This window comes from Shewanella denitrificans OS217 (assembly GCF_000013765.1).
Lineage (GTDB): Bacteria > Pseudomonadota > Gammaproteobacteria > Enterobacterales > Shewanellaceae > Shewanella > Shewanella denitrificans.
Genome location: NC_007954.1, coordinates 3,555,309 through 3,578,013 on the forward strand (window position 1 = coordinate 3,555,309; position 22,705 = coordinate 3,578,013).

At 44.5% G+C, this 22,705-nt stretch carries 18 protein-coding genes and 1 riboswitch; of the genes, 13 read left to right on the forward strand and 5 right to left on the reverse strand.

Translation table 11 applies throughout. From position 1 onward, the window contains the following. Positions 1 to 190: 190 nt before the first annotated feature. A complete protein-coding gene (locus SDEN_RS15450; RefSeq protein ID WP_049763059.1) occupies positions 191 to 1,507 on the reverse strand; it encodes a sigma-54 dependent transcriptional regulator in 1,317 nt (438 codons plus the stop codon). A 437-nt stretch (positions 1,508 to 1,944) separates the two neighbouring features. On the opposite strand from SDEN_RS15450, the gene SDEN_RS15455 reads away from it, so the two are divergent. The 11 genes from SDEN_RS15455 to SDEN_RS15505 all read left to right on the forward strand — a co-directional run bounded on the left by SDEN_RS15455 (position 1,945) and on the right by SDEN_RS15505 (position 13,724). Next, positions 1,945 to 3,144, forward strand: coding sequence for a hypothetical protein (locus tag SDEN_RS15455; protein WP_011497397.1), 1,200 nt, complete (start codon positions 1,945 to 1,947; stop codon positions 3,142 to 3,144). Between the two features lie 30 nt (positions 3,145 to 3,174). After that, positions 3,175 to 3,834 carry a SprT family zinc-dependent metalloprotease gene (locus tag SDEN_RS15460; RefSeq protein WP_011497398.1) on the forward strand — a complete coding sequence of 220 codons (660 nt, stop codon included), beginning with the start codon at positions 3,175 to 3,177 and terminating at the stop codon, positions 3,832 to 3,834. 99 nt (positions 3,835 to 3,933) lie between these two features. Further along, positions 3,934 to 4,659 carry an endonuclease gene (locus SDEN_RS15465; RefSeq protein WP_408640240.1) on the forward strand — a complete coding sequence of 242 codons (726 nt, stop codon included), beginning with the start codon at positions 3,934 to 3,936 and terminating at the stop codon, positions 4,657 to 4,659. A gap of 13 nt (positions 4,660 to 4,672) precedes the next feature. Then, positions 4,673 to 5,407, forward strand: coding sequence for a 16S rRNA (uracil(1498)-N(3))-methyltransferase (rsmE, locus tag SDEN_RS15470; RefSeq protein WP_011497400.1), 735 nt, complete (start codon positions 4,673 to 4,675; stop codon positions 5,405 to 5,407). Positions 5,408 to 5,442: 35 nt separating this feature from the next. Then, complete coding sequence (gene gshB / locus SDEN_RS15475) at positions 5,443 to 6,402, forward strand: glutathione synthase (protein WP_011497401.1); 960 nt, start codon at positions 5,443 to 5,445, stop codon at positions 6,400 to 6,402. Positions 6,403 to 6,404: 2 nt separating this feature from the next. After that, a complete protein-coding gene (locus SDEN_RS15480; RefSeq protein WP_011497402.1) occupies positions 6,405 to 7,790 on the forward strand; it encodes an alkaline phosphatase in 1,386 nt (461 codons plus the stop codon). A 116-nt stretch (positions 7,791 to 7,906) separates the two neighbouring features. Continuing rightward, positions 7,907 to 8,944 (forward strand): methyltransferase, encoded by a 1,038-nt coding sequence (locus SDEN_RS15485; RefSeq protein ID WP_011497403.1) that lies wholly within the window; start codon positions 7,907 to 7,909, stop codon positions 8,942 to 8,944. A gap of 287 nt (positions 8,945 to 9,231) precedes the next feature. Next, entirely contained in the window at positions 9,232 to 10,899 is a 1,668-nt protein-coding gene (locus SDEN_RS15490; RefSeq protein ID WP_011497404.1) for a DUF342 domain-containing protein, read from the forward strand. A gap of 61 nt (positions 10,900 to 10,960) precedes the next feature. Beyond that, a complete protein-coding gene (locus tag SDEN_RS15495) occupies positions 10,961 to 11,392 on the forward strand; it encodes a DUF4144 domain-containing protein (RefSeq protein WP_083759659.1) in 432 nt (143 codons plus the stop codon). 89 nt (positions 11,393 to 11,481) lie between these two features. Continuing rightward, complete coding sequence (locus tag SDEN_RS15500) at positions 11,482 to 12,663, forward strand: site-2 protease family protein (RefSeq protein ID WP_011497406.1); 1,182 nt, start codon at positions 11,482 to 11,484, stop codon at positions 12,661 to 12,663. Between the two features lie 173 nt (positions 12,664 to 12,836). Further along, on the forward strand, positions 12,837 to 13,724 hold the full coding sequence (locus SDEN_RS15505) for an IS982-like element ISSde7 family transposase (RefSeq protein ID WP_011497407.1): 888 nt from the start codon (positions 12,837 to 12,839) through the stop codon (positions 13,722 to 13,724). Between the two features lie 12 nt (positions 13,725 to 13,736). On the opposite strand, the gene lysC is transcribed toward SDEN_RS15505, so the two are convergent. Then, on the reverse strand, positions 13,737 to 15,086 hold the full coding sequence (gene lysC / locus SDEN_RS15510) for a lysine-sensitive aspartokinase 3 (protein ID WP_011497408.1): 1,350 nt from the start codon (positions 15,084 to 15,086) through the stop codon (positions 13,737 to 13,739). Positions 15,087 to 15,264: 178 nt separating this feature from the next. Then, positions 15,265 to 15,434: riboswitch (Lysine riboswitch) on the reverse strand. Between the two features lie 81 nt (positions 15,435 to 15,515). Beyond that, positions 15,516 to 15,953, reverse strand: a complete 438-nt coding sequence (locus SDEN_RS15515; RefSeq protein ID WP_011497409.1) for a DUF3293 domain-containing protein — start codon at positions 15,951 to 15,953, stop codon at positions 15,516 to 15,518. A 665-nt stretch (positions 15,954 to 16,618) separates the two neighbouring features. Between SDEN_RS15515 and arcA the strand changes: the two genes are divergently transcribed. Beyond that, entirely contained in the window at positions 16,619 to 17,335 is a 717-nt protein-coding gene (gene arcA, locus SDEN_RS15520; protein WP_011497410.1) for a two-component system response regulator ArcA, read from the forward strand. Between the two features lie 118 nt (positions 17,336 to 17,453). Here the strand turns inward: arcA and SDEN_RS15525 are convergent, their stop codons facing one another. Beyond that, positions 17,454 to 19,781 (reverse strand): S9 family peptidase, encoded by a 2,328-nt coding sequence (locus SDEN_RS15525; protein ID WP_011497411.1) that lies wholly within the window; start codon positions 19,779 to 19,781, stop codon positions 17,454 to 17,456. Between the two features lie 521 nt (positions 19,782 to 20,302). On the opposite strand from SDEN_RS15525, the gene SDEN_RS15530 reads away from it, so the two are divergent. Next, the gene (locus SDEN_RS15530; protein WP_011497412.1) at positions 20,303 to 21,295 is read left to right on the forward strand and encodes a class 1 fructose-bisphosphatase; all 993 of its coding nucleotides are present in this window, start codon (positions 20,303 to 20,305) and stop codon (positions 21,293 to 21,295) included. Between the two features lie 90 nt (positions 21,296 to 21,385). Here SDEN_RS15530 and SDEN_RS15535 read toward each other — a convergent pair whose 3' ends face one another. Then, complete coding sequence (locus SDEN_RS15535) at positions 21,386 to 22,639, reverse strand: dicarboxylate/amino acid:cation symporter (RefSeq protein ID WP_011497413.1); 1,254 nt, start codon at positions 22,637 to 22,639, stop codon at positions 21,386 to 21,388. Positions 22,640 to 22,705: the final 66 nt, after the last annotated feature.

Sequence of the window (22,705 nt, forward strand, 5' to 3'; positions counted from 1 at the left end):
CCAAGAATGAAAAGTCTATGTCTTCAACTAGATAGATAAATACAAGCTTTTTTTTGTCTTACATTTGAGATAGATACAGCATAAGAACATGAATATATAGATTATTATTATTTACCCTACATTCTTATTTTTAAGACGCTATTCAAAATAATCAATGTTGCCAACGAAAAATGCCAAGGGATAGAAAGATTCAAAGTTGCAAACCGTGTTTATCCATCAGTCGGTATAAGGTCGCTCTTGAAATTTGTAATTGACACGCCACAACATCGGCCTGGCCACCAGAAATAAGAATAGCCGACTGAAGCGCCTGTTTTTCTGCGTCATCTTTAAGGCATTTTAACGACATAAAATCTTGTGTCTCCTCACGTTTATCGGCGAGTTCTAAATTAAAGGCGTTAATCTTATCCCCATCACTTAACACCACTGCACGACGGACCCTATTTATCAGCTCGCGGACATTCCCCGGCCAAGAATAATTCAATAAGGATTGTTTAGCGTCTGGGGTTAATTGTTTACTGGTGAGGTCGTATTCCGATAAGTAAGATTGAATAAAATATTTTGCTAAGGGTAAGATATCATCTCGCCTTTCTCTTAGCGGCGGTGTTTCTAAGGTGATACCATTTAAACGATAATAAAGATCTAACCTAAATTGTCCTTCATCAATGGCCTGTTCTAGATCGACATGAGTCGCAGCAATAATGCGTACATCCGATGAAATAGCGCCATTCCCCCCCAGAGTATCAAACACCCCTTCTTGTAAGAAACGCAATAAATTAACTTGCAACTCTAAGGGTAAATCACCGATTTCGTCCAAGAATAAACTGCCACCATCGGCGAGGGCTATTTTACCTTTTCGGGCACTGGACGCCCCAGTAAATGCTCCTTTTTCATGACCAAACAACTCTGATTGAACTAAGCCTGCAGCCATTGCCCCACAGTTAACTGCAATAAATGGCCCTTGGCTACGACTGGATAATTGATGCAGCTTCTTCGCCGCAAGCTCTTTTCCCGTGCCGCTTTCTCCACGAATTAACACTGGGATATCCGTGGGTGCTACCCGAGCAATTTGTTTAAACAATTGTTGCATGACAAGAGAAGAATGGGTGCTTTCGTCATCGGAGTGAGGGATCACCTCTTTCAGCACACATTGACGCTTAAGTCTCGCTAGACCTATTCCGTGACCTAAACATTTTTCGAGCCTTTCGGGGTGAATGGGACTGGTGCAATAATCCCAAGCAAACTGCGCAATAAATGTGGTGATTTCTGTCGAATTCAATTGTGACTTGTTGATGAGAACTATCACATGCACACAGGAATCTAGCTCTCGGACCAAGTAATTCGCTTCAGCCATAAAGCTTTCATCTCTAAGATCAACTAGGCACAAATGACAGTTAAAAGGCATTGCTTGATAATCGTTATTTTTAATGTAAAAGGCTTGGTATCCTTGGCGAGAAAGCACTTCATTGAGTTCATCACACTGAAAACCAGCCATCAATAATGGTTCCATGATCACATCCTTTCGCAGCATAGTCACGACACCATTGACCTATCTAATTTCAATGGCATTGCGTCATACTAAGCGATTTTTTGTATCTAGAAATTAATCACTATCATGTTAATAGCTTGATGCCTAAAAGACGTTAAAAATCAGATAGTCTTATTCTTCCCATTAGATAAAAGGGGCATCATATCCTTGTCAAATTAATGTTAAGCTACACTGTTCAAGAACAAATGAACAACACTTGTCAAAACAGTTAAAAGAAGCCCTCACTTCTTAACTTGATAGTATGGTCCATAACTCGGCTTACAAACATGAAAACGGCGAAAAAATTGACTTTTTATCCTCCCTTTCCGACTTCAATCCGTTATAATTTTTTATAAATCAATTGTTTCTTGGTAGCTTTCATCGATTAAGTAGCAGATTTATACACTTAGAGGTCTAACATGTGCCAATATTTATCATTTAACTCATCACTTAAAATATTTGCTTTGTTGCTACTCTGCTTACCCGTTTCGGCACACCCCATACAAACGCAATTAACACCTAATTATCAACAAAATGTTGAAGGTTTAAGGGCGAATAAAGCGCTACAAGCCATGCCTGATATAGTTCAGCGATACCAAGGGATATATCAGGGATTTAGCCAGCAATATCAACAGAGTCAAAATGAGTTGCAGCTCACAGCCTTAGCAGCATCGCACGGCACTCGGCTGTGGCAGCAGGCAGTCCGTGATGTTCAGTCAGGATTTGTTGATGATAGACCCTTGTACTGGGGCCGTTTGATGATGCAAAACCAGCTAGGACAGCTAAGAGCGGGTTTCTCTGTTGCAAGTTGGCAAAAAGCCATCTTACAAAAAACCATCGAGAAGACTTCACGTGGATTGAGCGATATTCAGTTCGACCCCGCCAATGACATTAATGTCTTATTGACTGGATTCGATCCTTTCTTTCTCGATAAAGACATAAGCCAAAGCAATCCTTCAGGCGTCGTCGCACTGGCTCTTGATGGCTATCGATTTACAGTCAATGGCAAAAAAGTACAAATAGAAACCGCCATGATCCCAGTGCGCTTTAACGATTTTGACATGGGTCTGATTGAGTCTTTATTAACTCCTTGGTATCGAAGCCGCCAAGTGCAAATGGTGCTGACCATCAGCATGGGCAGAGAAGGGTTTGACTTGGAAAGATTTCCGGGACTTAATCGCAGTGCAGAGGCGCCAGATAACCTAAACAGTGTAACTCATGCCAGCCCCTCATATCCTAAACCCCCGCTATTTAACGGCCGTCAACTCATGGGCCCGGAATTTGTCGAGTTCTCTCTTCCTGTGTCAGCGATGGCCGCAGTCAAAGGCCCGTGGAAAGTCACAGATAACCGCCGAGTGACTAGCTTAGCTAAAGGCTCATTCGAGGCAAATTCATTAGCGGAACTGGCATCAGAAACCTCAGTTGAAGGTTCTGGAGGGGGATATCTTTCCAATGAAATTTCCTACCGCAGCTTGTTACTGAAACAGCAATTGGGCTTAACTATCCCGGTGGGCCACATTCATACTCCTAGAGTCAGTGGCCATGATGCACAAAATGAAGCTAAAATACTCGAGCAAGTTCGCGCCATGATTGAGGCTGCGGCAAGTACGATAAATTAACCCGCTTATTAATAAACACTCGCTGTGCCAATGAAAATCATTCCATTGGCTTTTGCCTTAAGAGCTCAGATATATTTTATGTTTTCATCCTTGTTCAGTCGCCAGAGTAAGACTAAAAAACCGGCTAACCCATCAGCATGCACATCGGTACTCCAAAGAGCGACGATAAAACACAGTGCACAGTTAACCCCCTTACAAGCACAAATCATAGAACGCGTTGAACAAGATTATTTGCAGGCAGAACAGTTCTTTAAACGCTCATTCTCTCGTCCAGAGCTGCTATTCACCTTAAGAGGAAAAAGTGCCGGTACGGCGCACCTGCAACTCAATAAAATCCGCTTAAACCCCATTTTATTGGCGGAAAACCCCGAAGCGTTCCTGACACAAGTGGTCAGCCATGAAATAGCACATTTACTCTGCTATCAAGTCTATGGCAAGGTCAAACCTCATGGGCAGGAGTGGCAAGGTATCATGGCACAAGTCTTTAACCTTCAGCCTCACACCACGCATCAACTCAATACCCAATCTGTCACCGGCCAAGAGTTTGAGTATCTGTGCAACTGCGGCTCAATAAACTTATCCATACGGCGCCACAATCGCGTCCAGCGAGGGCAGAATCAGTATAGATGCAAGGTCTGCATGCAAACCCTTAAACCTGCCACAGTTTCTCCCTCTAAAACCATAGCGTAAAGTGCGTTTAAATCATTGCCTCGTAAGCCAGATTCGCCTAGTATCCCCAGGCTTGTAATACTGATTATCATCTTAGATTTGGACATTCAATTGCCCCGTATTAAATTCAAATATTTTTCTCTATTTGTAGGTGTTTTCTGCGCCTTATTCAGCTCTGTCAGTCAAAGCACCGAGCATGCCAGTAGTTTTAGACAAGCCAAGAAAATGGCCCAAGGGATTTATAGCGACTTACCGCTGGCAAGTTTTTACTGTGGCTGCGATATCAAAATTGACGGAAAAAAATGGCAGCCACAATTTGAGTCCTGTGGTTTTAAAGTTCGCAAACAAGCCAAAAGAGCGCAACGAATTGAATGGGAGCACTTGGTCCCCGCGTGGGAATTTGGCCATCAAATGCAATGCTGGCAACAAGGTGGCCGTAAATTTTGCAGTAAAAACAGCCCAGAATTTAATAAAATGGAGGCTGACTTACATAACTTAGTGCCCGCCATTGGTGAAGTGAACGGCGATCGCAGTAACTACCGATTCAGTGAATGGAACGGTAAAGCTAATCAGTATGGTCGTTGTGATATGTTAGTGAATTTTAAAGACCGAAAAGTGCAGCCTCCTGCAAGTTCCCGTGGTGCCATAGCTAGAGCTTATTTTTACATGCAACAACGTTATGGCTTGCGAATTTCCAGCAGCCAATCAAAGTTATTTTCGGCCTGGGACAAACAATATGCGGTCAATAGTATAGAATGCAAACGTGATAGATTAATTGCCCAATCTCAGGGGAATCACAATGAATTTGTTCAGAAATCCTGCCTCAAACTCGGCTTAATAAACTAAAGGTTAGACTGTTATGAGAGTCCCACGCATTTACCAATCCATCGCCCAGCTTGAGATCGGCCAAGCCTATTCTCTCGATGAAGACGGCGCAGCTCATATCGGTAGAGTCCTTCGAATGAGTGAAGGCGAGCAAGTGATGCTTTTCAACGGCGATGGCAAAGATTACTTAGCCGATATCACCAGTGCCAGCAAAAAAAATATCACGATCACCATCATTAGCATGGAAGATAATCGCAGTGAATCGGGTCTGAATTTACACTTAGGCCAAGTTATCTCCCGTGGTGACAGGATGGAGTTCACCATTCAAAAGTCGGTGGAATTAGGGGTGAATACCATTACCCCTTTATTCTCAGAACGTTGCGGTGTAAAACTAACCGGCGAGCGATTAGAAAAGAAAATCAATCAATGGCAAAAAATCGTCATCAGCGCCTGTGAACAATCCGGTCGCAGCCAAGTGCCCCTCATTCGTCCGGCCATGGATGTTGCCGCTTGGTGCCAAGAGCCTAGCCAAGCCTTAAAGCTTAATTTACACCCAAGAGCCAGCCATGGCATTAAGGGGTTAACGCTCGAAAATCCAAGAGTTCGATTACTCATAGGCCCTGAGGGTGGCTTGTCTAGTGAAGAAATTCTCATGACAGAGCAGTGTGACTTTACCGATGTCTTGCTTGGCCCTAGAGTGTTAAGGACTGAAACGGCTTCATTAACCGCTATAACAGCGTTGCAGTTAACTTTTGGCGATCTCGGCTAAGCCTCGCCCCCCATTTAGACTTACTAGGAGAGATCATGCTTAAGCTAGGTATAGTGATGGACCCAATCAGTGCCATCAACATAAAAAAAGATTCAAGTTTTGCCATGCTATTGGCCGCTCAGGCTCGTGGTTACCAATTGTTCTATATGGAAATGCAAGATCTTGCCATGGTCAATGGTAAGGCGATGGCCAAGATGCGCGCCCTAAAGGTTAAGCAAGATCCGGCCCAGTGGTATGAGCTAGCTGAGAGCATAGATACGCCGCTATCTGAGCTTGATGTGGTACTGATGCGCAAAGATCCTCCCTTCGATACCGAGTATATTTACGCCACTTATATGTTGGAGCGCGCCGAAGAAGAAGGGGTGTTAATCGTCAACAAGCCCCAAAGTCTGCGCGATGCCAATGAAAAACTGTTCACGGCCTGGTTTAGCGAATTCACACCAGAAACCATAGTGACAAGAGATGCGGCGCGCATCCGTGAGTTTCATAAACAAAAACAAGACATTATATTAAAACCTTTAGATGGCATGGGCGGCACATCTATTTTTCGCGTTAAAAAGGACGACCCTAACGTCGGAGTTATCATAGAAACCTTAACCAGCTATGGTCAACAGTACGCCATGGCCCAAGCCTTTATCCCTGAAATCACCCAAGGTGATAAACGCATCTTGGTTGTCGATGGAGAGCCTGTGCCTTATTCGTTAGCACGGGTGCCCATGAAAGGTGAAACTCGTGGCAACCTAGCTGCAGGTGGCAGCGGTGTACCGCAAGCGTTATCAGAAAGCGATTGGCACATTGCTCGTTCAATCGGACCAGAGCTGAAAAAGCGCGGCTTAATATTTGTAGGACTCGATGTCATCGGCGACAAACTCACCGAAATCAACGTCACCAGTCCCACCTGTATTCGCGAAATTGAAGCCGCGTTCGATGTGGATATTACCGGCATGCTGATGGACGCTATCGAGCGCCGCGTTAAACAAAAAACTCAAGGATAATTATGCGCCTTACATCACTACTTAGCCTGCTGACCGGCGTTGCAATTGCCATCACAGCTGTGGCTGCCGTTCCCGCCAATGCTTTAGAAGTATTTACCGCCTCAGAGTCCAATGTGCCAAATGCAGGCCCTGCAAGGCCAAAAAATATCATCATTATGATTGGCGATGGCATGGGCCCAGCCTACCCCACAGCTTATCGGTATTTTAAGGATAATCCTGACACTCAAGAAATTGAGCAAACCGTGTTTGATCGTCTTTTAGTCGGCATGGCCAGTACTTATCCAGAAAGAAGCAGCGGCTATGTCACAGATTCTGCAGCCGCGGCAACGGCATTGGCCACCGGCTTTAAAAGCTACAATGGTGCTATTTCAGTGGACATCAATAAGCAACCACTGACCACCCTAATGGAACACGCCAAATCACTCGGTATGGCGACGGGCATTGCTGTCACAAGCCAAGTGAACCACGCGACGCCAGCAGCCTTCTTAACCCATAACGAAAGTAGAAAAAACTATCTTGATATCGCGCAGTCCTACCTTGCAACAGGTACGGATGTTATTTTAGGTGGCGGACAAGATTATTTCTCCCAAGACTTATTGGCACAATTTGTCGCTAAAGGCTATGAATATGCCACGGATAAAAAAAGTTTAGCCAAGGCAAAAAGCCCTAAAGTCATCGGCTTATTTGCACCGGTTCAATTGCCTTGGGCCGTGAATAATAAAGAGGGTCTGCAACTGAGTCAGCTCACCAAGAAGGCGTTAAGCTTACTGTCGCAGCAAGAACAAGGATTCGTATTATTAGTAGAAGGCAGCCTTATCGACTGGGCTGGACACAGTAATGATATCGTCTCTGCCATGGGTGAAATGCAAGAGTTTGCCGCCAGTATCGAAGTGGCCGAACAATTTGCCAGACAAAACAAAGACACCTTGGTTATCATCACTGCCGACCACAATACTGGCGGCCTCTCAATTGGCGCTAACGGTGAGTATGCATGGCATCCTGAGGTCATAAAAAATGTCAAAGCGAGCCCTGATAGTATTGCTAAACAATTAATTGATACTGAGGCTTGGTTGAGCTCATTTACGCAACTTGTGGGCTTTGAGCCGCTAGACTCTGAATGGTCATTATTATTAAAAGCCAAAGAAAAGGGTTTAGATGATTTCACCTTGGCCATTAGCCGACTTATCGATAAACGCTCAGGGACGGGCTGGACTACCTTTGGCCACACAGCCTTAGATGTGCCCGTTTATGCCACGGGGCCTGGTGCTAAATTATTTTTCGGCTTTCAAGATAATACCGACATTGCCAATAAAATTTTTAGTCTTTTACCTAAGCCAGAAATGATCCAAGACACACCAGACAAGGGCGCACCAGTCAGTGAGCTCTAATTGCTTGGTGAACTTATTTTAGAGAGAGAAATTTAGGGAGCTTAAGCTCCCTAAATTTTTACTGTAGGTCACTAAATCGTTATAATCGAACCACTCACCTTTAATTGGCCAGCACAGTGCTTAGTAATTCATCTCAAGTTATTCTTCGTAATAGTGATTATTTTCAACACCAAGATGTGCTAATCCTCAATTATGAGGCCGACACCTTGGGATTAAGCCTATTAGCCCATGCCAAGTCAGTTACTGCACTAGCGCTTGATTTTAATCATTATTTACAGCTAGCAGCAAAGGAGCAGCCGCAGCTTGCTTGTTTTTTTGGCCACACCTTACCAAGCTCTTTCGCGGGAAAAACCTTCGATAGCGTGATAGTTTTCTTTCCAAAGGCCAAATCCTTAGCCCCATACTTATTTGAACTTGCAGCGAATCATCTCAATATTGACGGTCAGTTGATGATAGTCGGCGACAATAAAGGCGGTATAAAGTCGGTAGCTAAGCTCATTCCAGACTGTTTTAGCGCGCCGGTAAAAAGAGACAATGCCAGACATTGCTTGCTTTACACCTGCCAGCTAGAACGGCAAGGCAGAGACTTCAAACTAGAGAATTGGCTAAGCCAATACAGCCTGAGCACGCCTCAGGGTGAAATCATCATTTGTAATCTGGTGGGGGTATTTAGTGAGAAACACTTAGATCTCGGCACTGAATTACTGCTCTCTCACTTGCCGAAGCTTGAAGGTCGTGTGCTTGACTTTGGTTGTGGTGCAGGGGTGATCACTGTCGCCCTACTTAAGGCCATGCCTAAACTTGAACTTGAATGCATAGACATCAATGCTATGGCATTAGCCTCTTGCGAATTAACCTTACAAGCCAATAAGTTACAAGCCAAAGTTTATCCTTCAGATGGATTAACCCAAGTCACAGGCGCGTTCGATGCCATTATTTCCAACCCGCCCTTTCATGATGGTCTCACCAGCACCACAGATATCGCCACCCAATTTGTGGCCATGAGCGAGAAGCAGCTTAAATCGAAGGGGATTTGGCAAATTGTCGCCAATCGCCACTTACCCTATGCAAGCACCATAGCGCAAGTGTTTGGCAACTTTGACGTGCCCGCTGAAAACAATAAATTTAAACTCTACGCCTGCCGTAAAAAATAAACCTTCTGCCAGAAAGACTCGATTTTAATAATTTCCATATTAGACCAGCCAAGTAGCCTTGAGCTGGCCTAGATCACAAGCATCAGGGTTATTTGTCAATTAGGCTGGAGTTAGTCAATAAATTCAGTTAGATTCTTAAGGTCTGTTGAGCTTTTAAGAGATTAAAATAAAGCACAAACACGTTTATCAACAACAACTCAATAAAACAAAAGATAAACAAACGCTTCTGCTGTAAGCGTTAAACGTCAGACGATACACTTGGAATAATAATAAAACAAAGGGATCCTATGTTGGAGTCAAGCTTAGCGTCATTTAGCGCTGATAAGAATCAAGTCGAATTACGTATTGTTCCAAGTACTCACGGTCCTGTGAGTGAAGATGATATTAAGCAACTATTGACCCAAAAAGACTTTGCTATGTTATGTCCAATGCTGGCTAATATCGAAAAAGCCTGCAAAGAAGTTAATGCGCTCTGCAATCAAGATGCGGGGAAACATGAACTTTTTTTTATTATTGGTGAACGCCGTGATGGCAAAGCCGAGGTGACTGTCAGCGCCGATAAAATGGTTGCAAGTATGAAAATAACAGCCGCGTGGGGCGGCAAGGAAATCAGCTTAACGGATGTGCTCAATTGCCTTAAGAGCAACAAAATAAAAATGGGCTTAAGCAAGCCAAAAATTCAAGCCCTTCTCAGTCAATTAAACTTCCTTCCACCCGGCGAAAGTAGCCAAAATGATATTGCCCAAGGTAAAGCTCCTATCCATGGCACCAATGCCAGGATTGAACGTAAAGTTTCCTTAGCCCGTGAACGTTTGCTTCAACCTCAAGAACGAGAAGATGGCACAGTGGACATGCGAAACCTTGGCGCAATGATCATGGTAAAGCCTAAAGACTTACTTATGGAAAAAAAACCTGCCACTACCGGAACCCCAGGTTACACAGTGCATGGTGATGTTATTTTACAAAAGCCAGGTCAAGACAAACCCATGAACCCTGGGGATGGCACGGAACTTGACCCTAAGGATCCCTATCGGCTTATTGCTAACGTTGCAGGCCAACCGGTTGAGACTAAAACCGGCATGCAAGTTGATGATGTATTGCAAATTAAAGATGTCGACGTTCGCTATGGTAATGTCGATTTCAAAGGCAGTATTTTAATCAGTGGTGATGTCCATGAAGGCATGGTGGTCAAAGCCAGCGGTGATATTACCGTTATGGGTTTTGTTGACTCAGCCACATTACATGCTGCCGGCGATGTGATTGTCAGCAAAGGCATTATCGGCCGTCAAATCAAGGCCAATGAACTCAGCACAAAAATCACTGCTGAAGGGCAAATTTGTGCGCAATTCGTACAATACTCAGAGCTAACAGCCAAAGGCAACGTTTTGGTTACCAAGCAGCTGTTACACAGCAATACCAGATCGGATTTAGTCATTACAGTTAGCGATCAAACGGCCCGACGGGGCGATCTTATCGGCGGCCAAGCGACAGCAGGTCATGGGATCCATGCCGTTATTATTGGTGCCAAAGTAGGCACAAAAACCGAACTGTTTTGTGCCATGGATCAATCCGAATTAAAAAATGATCTCAAGGCCATAGATGAAAGCGTTAAGTCTATGGTGACAGCCGCCTTAGAAATTGAAGGTCGACTCAACCGCTTACCACCAAAAAATGAATGGCAAAATGACGCTGGCATGATTGAACAAGTGAAGATGATGCTGGATCAGAAAAACCTCATCATTGAAGAAAGATTTAAAGAAGAGACTGAATACGCCAGCTTACAGGCAGAAGTCGAAAATTATTACGACAAATACTTTATTAAAGCCGCCAAACAAATTTTCAATAATGTCGACATTCGCATTGGTCCAGCATTCAACCGTACTCAGAGAGAACACGGTCCCTGCACAGTCAAAAACGTCAATCAGGAAGTGGCCTTTAACTACACAGGCCGCTAATTTATTAAATGTCGAAACGTAGAGAGCGACACCGAAATGGTTAGCTCTCTTGTGACCATCCATGCCTCAACACCTTCTTAAGCGGGATAACTGCATTATGCCAACACAAGACGTCTTTTGGCCTGCCATCCTCAAACTAGAACAAACCAAAGAGCTTATCTATCTAGAGTCCAAGTCTGACTGGATAGCGTACGCGTGCCTGAATTCACAAATGATGGACCCATTAGACAGACTTATTGACCTTCAAGGTTGGATTTTTAATATAAAGGACGCCAATCAATTTACTATGCAATCCGGCGAGCAAGGGCAAGAACAAGTGGTAAAACAGCTGCCAAGCTTAGTGGCGACTGAGCAACAAATGACAGCACTGCAACTTATTCCTTTGGTCCGCCAATATGCTGAGTTTTTAGAACAATGCTGTAGCGCCAAGCTAGTATTTAACAGTATCTCCCAAGGGATCGCCCTCGTTGCTTCCCTAGAACAAAATAGTTAACGCTTTAATCCGGCCCCTGCTTGAGTACTGTCTTGGGCTCTGGCAAAATGCCCGCCATATTATCTTAATCTTGTTCGGGTCAACGCACTATGGAACTCTTAAACATTGAATGCCTTGGAAAACGCTTACGCCTTGAGGCTTCTATGGCCGGTTGGCAACAGCTATTTTGGGACAATCAATTGGTGTCTCAGCTCCCTGCAAGCCCAGATAGGCAAGCCTTTAATATTCATTTGTTTGAGCTTAGCCAAACACCCGAGTCTCCAACAAATCACCCCTCAGAAAATCAGGCCGGATCATCTGCCCCAATTGCGGATATCCCAGATGATGCAGATATTTCAATAGCGCCGCATGTTAAGCCTATTACTGTGCGCTTAGAAATCGATGTTATATGGCAGCCGTTTAACTTGAGTTACTGCTTATTAGTGGATGATGAGCAAATCACTCAAGGACAGAGAAGCACTAAGGATATCGAAGCCCAGCAAGCTGAAATAGCACCAGTTAAAAAAGTAAACTTCAGTGTAGTCGGCTTAGCCTCCCTCGGGTTTAAGCTGTTAAAAAGTGCTAAAGTCATCAAGGTTTTGTTAGCTAGTGCCAGTGTTGCCGCTTATTCCTGGCTATTTTCTATAGAATTTGCCCTCGCCCTTATAGGTTGTTTAGTTTTTCATGAATACGGTCACATCAGGGCAATGAAGTATTTTGGTATGAAAACCAAGGGAATATACCTCATCCCCTTTGTCGGTGGTCTGGCGTTAACCGATGAGCGCATCAATACTCGTTGGCAAGATGTGGTCATATCCATCATGGGACCCAGCTTTGGTCTCTTGCTTTCTATTGGCTCCTTGGTGCTTTATTGGGTAACGGGTAATGTGTTCTTCGCAGGGCTTGCAAGCTTTAACGCATTACTCAACCTGTTTAATTTATTGCCTATTTTACCTTTAGATGGTGGCCATATTTTAAAAAGCATCAGCTTTTCCATGAACAGCATCACAGGCTTAGTCGCTTGTATTCTAGGGGCGGCAGTCGGGGTTTACATCAGTTACAGCTTAGGCTTAGCCCTATTGGGCTTTCTATTGTTAATTGGTAGTCTTGAGATAGTGTTTGAATGGCGCAGCCGTCATCAAAGCCATTTGTTACCTTTGGACAGATATGGGCAAGTATTTTCTACCATCTGGTATTTTCTAACTGTAGGCCTGCTTATTGGGATTATTTGGTATCTCGCCCACAGCAGTGACAGCATATTGGCTCTGCCACTAGACATTTTAAAGAGTTAACCAAAACAATAATGCCCCAGCTTGGGGCATTATTGTTTGCATCAAATAACCATAATCATCTTGTTTCAACGAGATTTGTTACTCAACCTCAACTCGGGATAAAAAACTGAACTAATCGCCCTCTTTGTGATCAGATCTTTCGACCCAGAAGGAACAAATCACGCAGAGGGCTTATGGATAATTTAGTGGATGTATTTTGTGATGTCGATGATTTTTGTGCTGTATTCATGCCGCAATGGAAAAAACAATGCGTAACAGATGGCACGCGTAAGCGCCAACGTTCAAGCAGAATGAGCATGAGCGAAATAATGACTATTATCATACTCTTCCATACATCTCATCATCGTGACTTCAAAAATTACTACACTGGATATCTTGCTCGATTTTTCAAGTCTGAGTTTCCCAACTTACTCAGCTATACCCGTTTTATTGAGCTTATGCCGACAGCTGTCGTGCCACTATGCAGCTATTTCTCCAGCATCAGAAGTCTACCTACGGGGATTGAATTTGTCGATTCGACCAGCGTAAAGGTTTGCCACAATTTGCGAATTCCACGACATAAAACGTTATCTGGCCTTGCTCGTCGCGGAAAAGGGACCATGGGGTGGTTCTATGGCTTCAAGCTTCATCTCATCGTTAACCATAAAGGGGGGATTGTTGCCGCCAAAATTACTCCAGCCAATACCCATGACACTAAGCCTGTTTCAGGCATGGTGGTGAATGCTATGGACAAGCTGTATGCGGATAAAGGCTATATCAGTAAAGCGTTGGCAAGCGAGCTACTTGAGCAAGGCGTAACACTAGTAAACAATGTTCGCAAGAACATGAAAAATAAGGTTTTATCACTGTGGGATAGGGCAATGCTTTCACGAAGATTTATTATAGAAACGATCAATGATCAGCTTAAGAATATCTCACAAATCGAGCATTCGAGGCATAGAAGTGTGCATGGTTTTATGCTGAATATGATTGGCGGTTTAATTGCCTATCAACTCAAAGAGAGTAAGCCACAACTTAATATCACAGATGTCGATTTCAATGCGATTTCTGTTATGGCTTAAACCGATCTCAGGTTACTCAAACAAATCGCTATGCAAGGCCTGGACAACAGCGGATGCATCCGCGGCCGACACTAACACGCACAAGTTGTGCGGGCTGGCACCTTGGCAAATCATCCTCACATTGAAATCCACTAATACATTGAACACCCGCGCACAAATCCCTGCCGTAGAGGCAATTTTATTGCCGATAATCGCGACTAAGGCTAATTGATCTTCAACCTTGACCCGACAGTGTTCAGACAAATCGGCCAACAAGGCCTCGGTCAATAAACCCTGACCACTGGAGTCAGAGCCTGTTTTATCTAAAGTCAGCGACACATTCACTTCAGAGGTGGTAATAAGGTCAACCGAAATCTTGTGCTTAGCTAAGGTGGCAAAGGTTTCAGCAAGAAAGCCTTGGGTATGCAACATTTGCAAACTATGTAGATTCAATAGGGTTTGATCTTTCCTCAAAGTCACAGCGCGAAATACCGGCGAATCCTCAGTTTGATGGCGTATCCAAGTCCCGCCTTCTTCTGGGGCCTTGCTCGAACCGACAAACACGTTTATTTGCTGCCTCACCGCTGGCAATATGGTTGCTGGGTGCAAGACTTTAGCGCCAAAGGTGGCCATTTCCGCAGCCTCATTAAAGCTTATTTCTTTTAAAGGCCGCGCATTAGGAGCAAGACGTGGATCTGTAGTGTAAATGCCTGCGACATCAGTCCAAATTTCTACCGCACTGGCTTGCAATGCTTCAGCCAGCAATGCCGCCGAATAGTCGCTGCCACCGCGGCCAAGGGTGGTGGTATTACCATCAACATCTGCGCCGACAAAACCTTGAGTGACTATCACTTGAGATTGCAGCAAGGGCGCAAGCTGAGTTTGAGCTAAGTCTGCAATGAAGGCGATTTGAGGCTCGGCTCGACCAAAGTGGTTATCGGTTCTCAGCACTTGTCGCACATCAAATGCCTGCGCATTGGCACCTTGCTCTCTGAGCACGGCGGCAAAGAGTAATGCAGAGCACTGTTCCCCCGTGGCAAGCAGCTCATCCATCAGGGCTTTGCTTCTATTTAATACTAAGGCATCGCTGAGTTCAGCAATTCGGCTCAGTATGACATCGATGTTCGACAAGACTTCGGCTCTGCGGCTTAGCCCATCACAGATCCCATATTGAATTTTGGCAATTTCGGTCAATAACGTCTGCCGCTGCTGATCGTTAATATTGCTCTGGGTCAATTCAACTAAACAATTAGTCACGCCACTTGACGCGCTAACCACGACTAAACGAGTCATAGGTGAATTGATAACAATTTGAGCGCAGCGAACCATAGAATAATGGCAAGCGACTGAAGTACCACCAAATTTTGCGACCACTAGACTCATGATGCCACCTGCTGGGAATAAGCAAAGCCGCAAGCACTCCCAAGGGAGCCACTGATTTGTAAAGCCAAGCAGAAATAATGATAAAACGAGGATTGAAACAACATAAACACACTCCGAACTAAGGTCGTTCGAAGAGCCTGGTGCAAGGATAACCCACCCATGAAGGGAAACAGCGATCGTCACCAGAAGCTCTCCACCATAAAAAGGTGACAATCGTTAGGATTCAGCCTAACCGACCGACAACAATACCACCACGTATGTTGCCTCGGCGTTAAACTCCCTCATAAGCCATCAAAGAATGGGGTATTCTCCGACTTATTACCTAGTTAACGCGCCTCTTCTGTGCCTCCTTACATAAGGAGGGATTTGAAAAATACCAATAAAGGTGAGTTTAAGTCAATGCACAAATGGATTATTTGAACAATTCTCTCATCGGTTAAGCTCTGGGAGTTCATTGACAAGTTTTAACCGCTTGTACAAAGGCCCCAGATGAACCTGTCTTGGATCATGTTCAACACAACTCATTAAACTTAACTCTCCTGCCTCTACATGATAAATCGCCAACTGCTGAAAAGCTTGCCCTAAAGCCAGTGCTTCCTCTTGACCGAGGAAAAAAATTGCCCAGCTTTTTTCCATATGCGACATCTGCTCAGAGGTTGTGATCATAGAACGATAAGGCTGCTTAAATGTTTGAATTTTTGCTTGCAATTGCCTATCTAACAATCGATTTTGACTGGGAGAAAGGGTTTTACCTAGGGGATTATGAGCGGTAACAATTGATAAACTCAGTAGAGGGGAAAGCGGTTGAGTCAGTAAAAACTGACAGTTTTGATAACTACGCCAGAGATCATCCATTATATTTTTCATCGTAAAAGCATCGTTAATGAGACCTAGGTTAGTGTAACAGAGCTTCTACCCCAGCCAAACAAATGAAAACAAATAACTTGATCAATTATTTAATACTATTAAAAACAGATAAATAACAAAAAACAGTGACAATAAATAGCCATCACTGAAAATTTGTTAACAATTCATTTGTTAACAAATGCCTAAAACGAGTACAATGGCGCTCATTAGTTAATTTATTTACCTTAAACATCCAGTTGTTGCAGTTTATTTCTCGTGTGGATGTTTTTTGTACGACTTAGGTTTACAGTCGAAGACAAACTGTTCTACATTTTAGTAAACAGTTAAACATATGAAATAAATCAATTGCGAAGGAACTTAACCTAGCAAATACATCTCATAGTTTTACATTAAGTGTCTTGGAAATGGGTAAGCTCAGCGTACGACTAATCATAACATTACGGCCCACTCCTGATTTCTATGCGTATTCGACTTTACATTGAAGTGCAGAGGGTTATTGGCATTAACTATAGTAACATCATGATTAGTAATATTTTTATGTGTTTTGTTCAGGGCAGACGACCATAATACCAAGGTAGGCACAAATTTTATCAGCGCACGTATCGCGTATTAAGCCCTAGCAGCACAAGGCTAGAATCGAATTGTTTTTAATTTAGGTACATAACATGCAAAACCCGCATATTCTGATTGTTGAAGATGAAGCTGTCACCCGTAATACATTAAGAAGTATTTTTGAAGCCGAAGGCTATGTTGTTACTGAAGCAAATGACGGCGCAGAAATGCACAAAGCCATGCAAGATAATAAAATTAATCTTGTGGTTATGGATATCAACCTGCCAGGTAAAAATGGTCTGTTACTCGCTCGTGAACTGAGAGAGATTAACAACATAGGCCTCATTTTCTTAACCGGTCGCGACAATGAAGTCGATAAAATCTTAGGCCTTGAAATTGGTGCTGATGACTACATCACAAAACCATTCAACCCAAGGGAATTGACTATTCGTGCCCGCAACTTGTTAACTCGTGTTAACAGTGCCGCACAAGAAGTCGAAGAAAAAGGTTCAGTTGAGAACTACCGCTTTAATGGCTGGAGTTTAGAAATCAACAGTCGTTCACTGGTTAATCCTAAAGGTGAATCTTACAAACTGCCACGTAGCGAGTTCCGCGCTATGCTGCATTTTGTTGAAAACCCAGGGAAAATCCTTACTCGTGCCGACTTGTTGATGAAGATGACCGGCCGAGAGTTAAAAGCGCATGACAGAACCGTTGACGTGACCATTCGCCGTATACGCAAGCATTTTGAAAGCTTAGTCGATACGCCAGAGATCATTGCCACCATTCACGGCGAAGGCTATCGTTTTTGTGGCCAATTAGACGCTTAAGCTTCTGCCATCGATGAGCCTGACTCATACTCATTAAAGCTCATTAAAAGCAGAACAAAAAAATACCAGACTTAGGGTCTGGTATTTTTTTATCTGAATTCCGGGGGCAGCTAAAATATTATTCCAACTCCCGCTCAAGGAAATTCGCCAAGGACTTATATAGGTGCACCCTGACCTTTTCGCCGCGCATCGAATGTTTAGAGCCTGGGTAGTCCATCATCTGGAACAGCTTGGCTTCATCCTGCAGCGCCTTATAAACGCGGGTACTATTTTCAAACAAGACATTATCATCGGCCATGCCATGATACATCATCAGTCCAGACTGATACTGCTTCACATAAGGGAACACACTGCTGGCTTCATAACCTGCAGGATTGCTCTCTGGGTGTCCCATATAACGCTCGGTGTAGTGAGTGTCATAGAGTCGCCAATCGCTCACTGGAGCACCGGATATGGCCGCTTTAAAATAATCAGGCGCTTTAAATTGGCTCATTAGCGCCATGTAACCACCATAACTGTGGCCGTAAATCGCCACCTTTTCACCATCGATAAAGGGCAAGCTTCTTAAATAATCCACTCCTACCTTTTGATCTCGCACTTCGGCATCGCCCATGTTCTTGTAAATCACATGCTCAAATTTCGTGCCTCTAAAAGCTGACCCACGGTTATCCAATTGAAACACAGCAAAACCTTGTTGCAACAAGTATTGAGTGAAGTAATCGGCATCTTTCCAGCTATTGACCACCATTTGCGCATGGGGGCCACCATAGACTCGCACTACTACTGGGTATTTCTTCTGGGCATCGAACGGCACAGGTTTAAATAAACGGTAATGCAGGGCTTGGCCATCGTCGGCTTTGAGTTCGCCAAATTCAGGGACTTGCCATAAACCAGCAAACGGATACAGAGGATGCCGTGCATCGATAGCATTTTCTTCCACCCAAGCCAGCAGCTTACCAGCACCATCATGCAGACTCACCTGAGGTGGCTGAACTAGGCTGCTAAAGCTGTCCAAATACACGCTTTTGTTCGCTGCGAATACACTAAAATGGCTACCTGGCTCTTGGCTAAGTTTCTCTATACTTTTAGCGCCTTCACTAAGCTTAACTCGATAAAGATGGCGCTCGACCACCTTATCTTTACGGCCAGAAAAATACACCCACCCCGAGGCTTCATCAACAAACTCCAGTCCATCCACGACCCAATCACCTTGAGTCAATTGGCGAATGAGCTTGCCTTTAAGATCAAATAAATAAAGATGATTAAAGCCATCTCGCTCCGAGCCCCAAATAAAAGCCGCTTGTTGCTTTAAAAAGTGCAGATCCTCATTAAGATTGACCCAGGCAGGACTTTTTTCTGTGATAAGAGTACTAACAGTAAGTGAGTCTATGGCAGCCACTCTTAAGGCTAATCTTTGTTGATCCCGGCTTTGCCACTGAAAAGACACATGCTTACTGTCCGGCAACCAATCAACCCTAGGCAAATACATGTCCTTTTCGGCGCCAAGATCGATCCATTTGATCTGCTTGTCAGTCAGATTAACCACTCCAAGTTCAATGGTGACATTGCTCTTACCCGCAGCTGGGTAGCGCTGCTCGGTGAGTTTAATGCCATCGGCATATATTTCATTTCGAGTGACCAACTCGACCCCTGACTCATCGATACGGGTAAAGGCGATAGCCGTCTCATCTGGCGCCCACCAGTAACCTGTCATGCGATCCATTTCTTCCTGAGCGACAAATTCTGCCATGGCATTTTTTATTGGCCCTTGCCCATCTGTGGTTAGCGCGTGCAATTTATGGCTACGTAAATCAAGTACCCAGAGATTTTGCTCACGCACAAATGACACAAAATTCCCCTTAGGTGACAAACGCGCATCGGTGGCAAAACCTTCACCGGTTTCAAGCTTAGACACGCTTTTCTTGGCTAAGTTAAACAAATACAACTGCCCCGCCGAAGGTATGAGTATCGACTGGCTATCATCGGCCCAAAAATACTCCATGATGCCTTGGCCATAGACGCGCTGGCGTTCGCGGCGGGCTTTTTCTTCATCGGAAAGCTCACCACCGGCAAGCTTATCGGCATCCAGCAGTAGGCTACGTTTGCCGCTCTCGATATCCATCTGCCATAAATCGTAAAAATCTTGGTTATTGGCGCGGCTCACTAAGTAAGTCACTAGTGTGCCATCGGGAGACAAGCTCAGACCCGTAGGGCTCGCGCCCTCTAGCGCTGGGGAGGCAAAAATCCGCTCTATGGTTAATGGCGTCTGCTCACCCTTTAACGACTTAGCTTGCGCCACAACTTGGTTTGTTTGAGTCATCGCCACTCCTTTGGAATTTGTCATCGCAACTAGCTCGCTTGCATTTGCCGCCATCATGCTCATATTTGCGCACACTAACACAGGCAAAACCCATGTCAGTGCCTTAGGTTTCCATCTTAGCTTCATTCTTGTTCCTTATTGCTATCAATGCTGTGCCACTTGGGGGTTCTATTTATAGGGCTCAATTTTATGTTTTAAACTTTATAAGGCTTATTTTTCTGGGCTCATTCTGCCTGAATTTCACTGAAAACAAAAACTCAGCCTCCAGAATAACAGCCAGCTTAGCTGCTGAATTAGGCCACTAATCCTGCTATCATGTTGCGGTTATTGGATTAATACCAATCACATTAATTATGTGGTCTATCAGAGCGCCTCAAGCTTTTCAATTCAAGGCGCATTAATGCAGTAAGGGTTATTCCCTTTCAAATTAATGCAACGATGAAGAGGAACGCTTGAGACGCTCCCAAAGGGCGGGTTTCAAAGGGGATTTCTCTGCGTTGAAGACTTTTGGCATAGCACCACTATGCCTTCAAGCCTCCGCCTTGATTAATCCCCTTTGAATTCCCGCTGAATGACCAGATAATTAATACGATTGGTATAAGCCTTCATATTCACGACTTCATAATCGCGCCGTCATAGGAAATACCATGCAAACTCTGGCTCAAACCCTTGCTTCTTCTAAGATTAATGATTCTCTGGCTCAACTCATACTCACCTTAGCCGATACCTCAAAAGACATCAGCTTAGCAGTTCGCCATGGGGCGCTTGCAGGTGTGTTAGGCGCAACCGAGCAAGAGAATGTGCAAGGCGAAACCCAAAAGAAACTCGATGTTATCACCAATGATATGCTCAAAGATGCGCTCACAGCCGCGGGCGGCGTGCGCGGCCTCGCATCAGAAGAAGAGGATTTTGTGGTTGAAGTCAGTGAGCAAGGTGAATTCCTAGTGTGTTTCGACCCCCTAGATGGCTCATCTAACATAGACATCAACTCACTCGTCGGCACCATTTTTTCTGTGCTGCCCGCACCTACTGGCCCCTTAACTGAGCAAAGCTTTTTACAATCAGGGCGTAAACAACTTGCTGCGGGTTATGTGCTTTATGGCCCATCCACCATGCTTGCCCTCACCACAGGTCAAGGGACTCAGCTATTTACCTTAAACCCAGACACCCAAGAGTTTTTGCTCACAGATGCTGCCATGGCTATTAGCCCAGATACTGGTGAGTTTGCGATTAATATGTCTAATCAGCGCTTCTGGGAAGCGCCAATGCAGACCTATATTGCCGATTTATTACTTGGAGACATTGGCCCTCGCGAGAAGCCATTTAACATGCGCTGGATAGCCGCCATGGTCGGCGATGTTCACCGCGTACTGTCAAGAGGCGGTATTTTTACCTACCCTGCCGACAATAAAAACCCTAACAAGCCTTACAAATTACGCTTAATGTATGAAGCGAATCCCATGGCCTTCTTAGTCGAGCAAGCGGGTGGCAAGGCCTCTAATGGCTATGAAACCATTTTAGACATTACCCCATCTGAAATTCATCAAAGAGTGGCAGTGATCTTGGGCAGTGCTAACGAAGTCGATACTTGCCTGAGTTATCACGGTATTGATTACAGGGAAGAACCTAATATTGACTAACACTTGATCCACATAAATAAAAAACCGCCTTTCGGCGGTTTTTTATTGCATGCTCATAGTTGGCTCTAAGAACTAAACTCAAACAATATATTAAGCCTTCTCAGCCGCTAACTCTTCTTGTTGATGCTTCTTCTCGGTTTGATCCACTATGGTCAGCACTGCGGTGTCACCCACCACATTACAAGACGTCAGCACCATGTCTATGATGCGGTCAAGTGCCGCCACAATCGCAAACGCTTCGACTGGCAGACCCATCTGATAGATTAACACCCCTATCATGACCATGCCGCCACCTGGCACGCCGCCAGCACCCACTGAAAGCAAGAACACGCTAAATAACAGCGATGGAATTTGATCGTTACTGATAGGCATGCCAAAGGCATTAGCGACGAAGAATATGGCGATAGTGATGTAAATCGACACACCGCCCATGTTCATGGTCGCCCCGAGCGGCACCCCAAAACCTGCCACCGAGCGGCTCACGCCAAGCTTATCCGTTAAGGTACGCATGGTCACTGGGATGGTCGCATTCGAACTTGCAGTAGTCAGTGAGAATAAAATCTGTTCTTGGATTTTTGAGCGGAAGGTCTTAGCAGAAATTGGGGTAAATAAGCTCACGGCAAAAGGATAAACCACGAATATCCATAAAAGTAATAGTGCGAGAATAATCACTAAGTATTGAGTCACACTGATAAACACATCAGGCTCTAAGGTGGCCGCTAACTTAAACATCAGCGCAAATACACCCAGTGGCGCTAGGCTCATCACCACAGAGATAAGGCGCATCATGATTTTATTGGCGGTTTGAAAACCTTGAACCGCGCCGCTCATGGCAGGCCCCATGGATTTAATCACCCCGCCCATTAGCAAGGCCATAAAAATCACCTGCAGCATGTTGCCAGAGGTAAAGGCCGAAAAAGGGTTGCTTGGCACTATGCTGACCACCAGTGACATTAAATCAGGTAATTCTGTGGCCGTAATGGCTAGACCATCGCTGCTGCTCATGTCGACGCCTTTACCTGGCTCGAGTATCATGGCCACTGCAAAGGCGGCAAAAATCGCGATAACAGTGTTGATGATGTAGAAGCCAAAGGTCTTACCCCCGAGGCGGCCAAAGCTTTTTAAATCATCGAGCTCACACACGCCGCAGATGATACTGACAAACACTAATGGCACCACTAACATCATGATCATATTAACGAACATGGTGCCTAGGCCTGAAGCAATATTAACCAGTGTGCCTGAAAAAAAGCTCACATCGGCCAGTGCAAACTGCACTACACTGCCCAATAACACCCCGGCAAACAGGCCGATGAAAATTCTTGTTGATAATGACTTAACCATAATTCCCTCTTATTGACTGCAAGGGATAGTGACCGCATGCAGTGCTTATTGTTATTTTATTCTTGC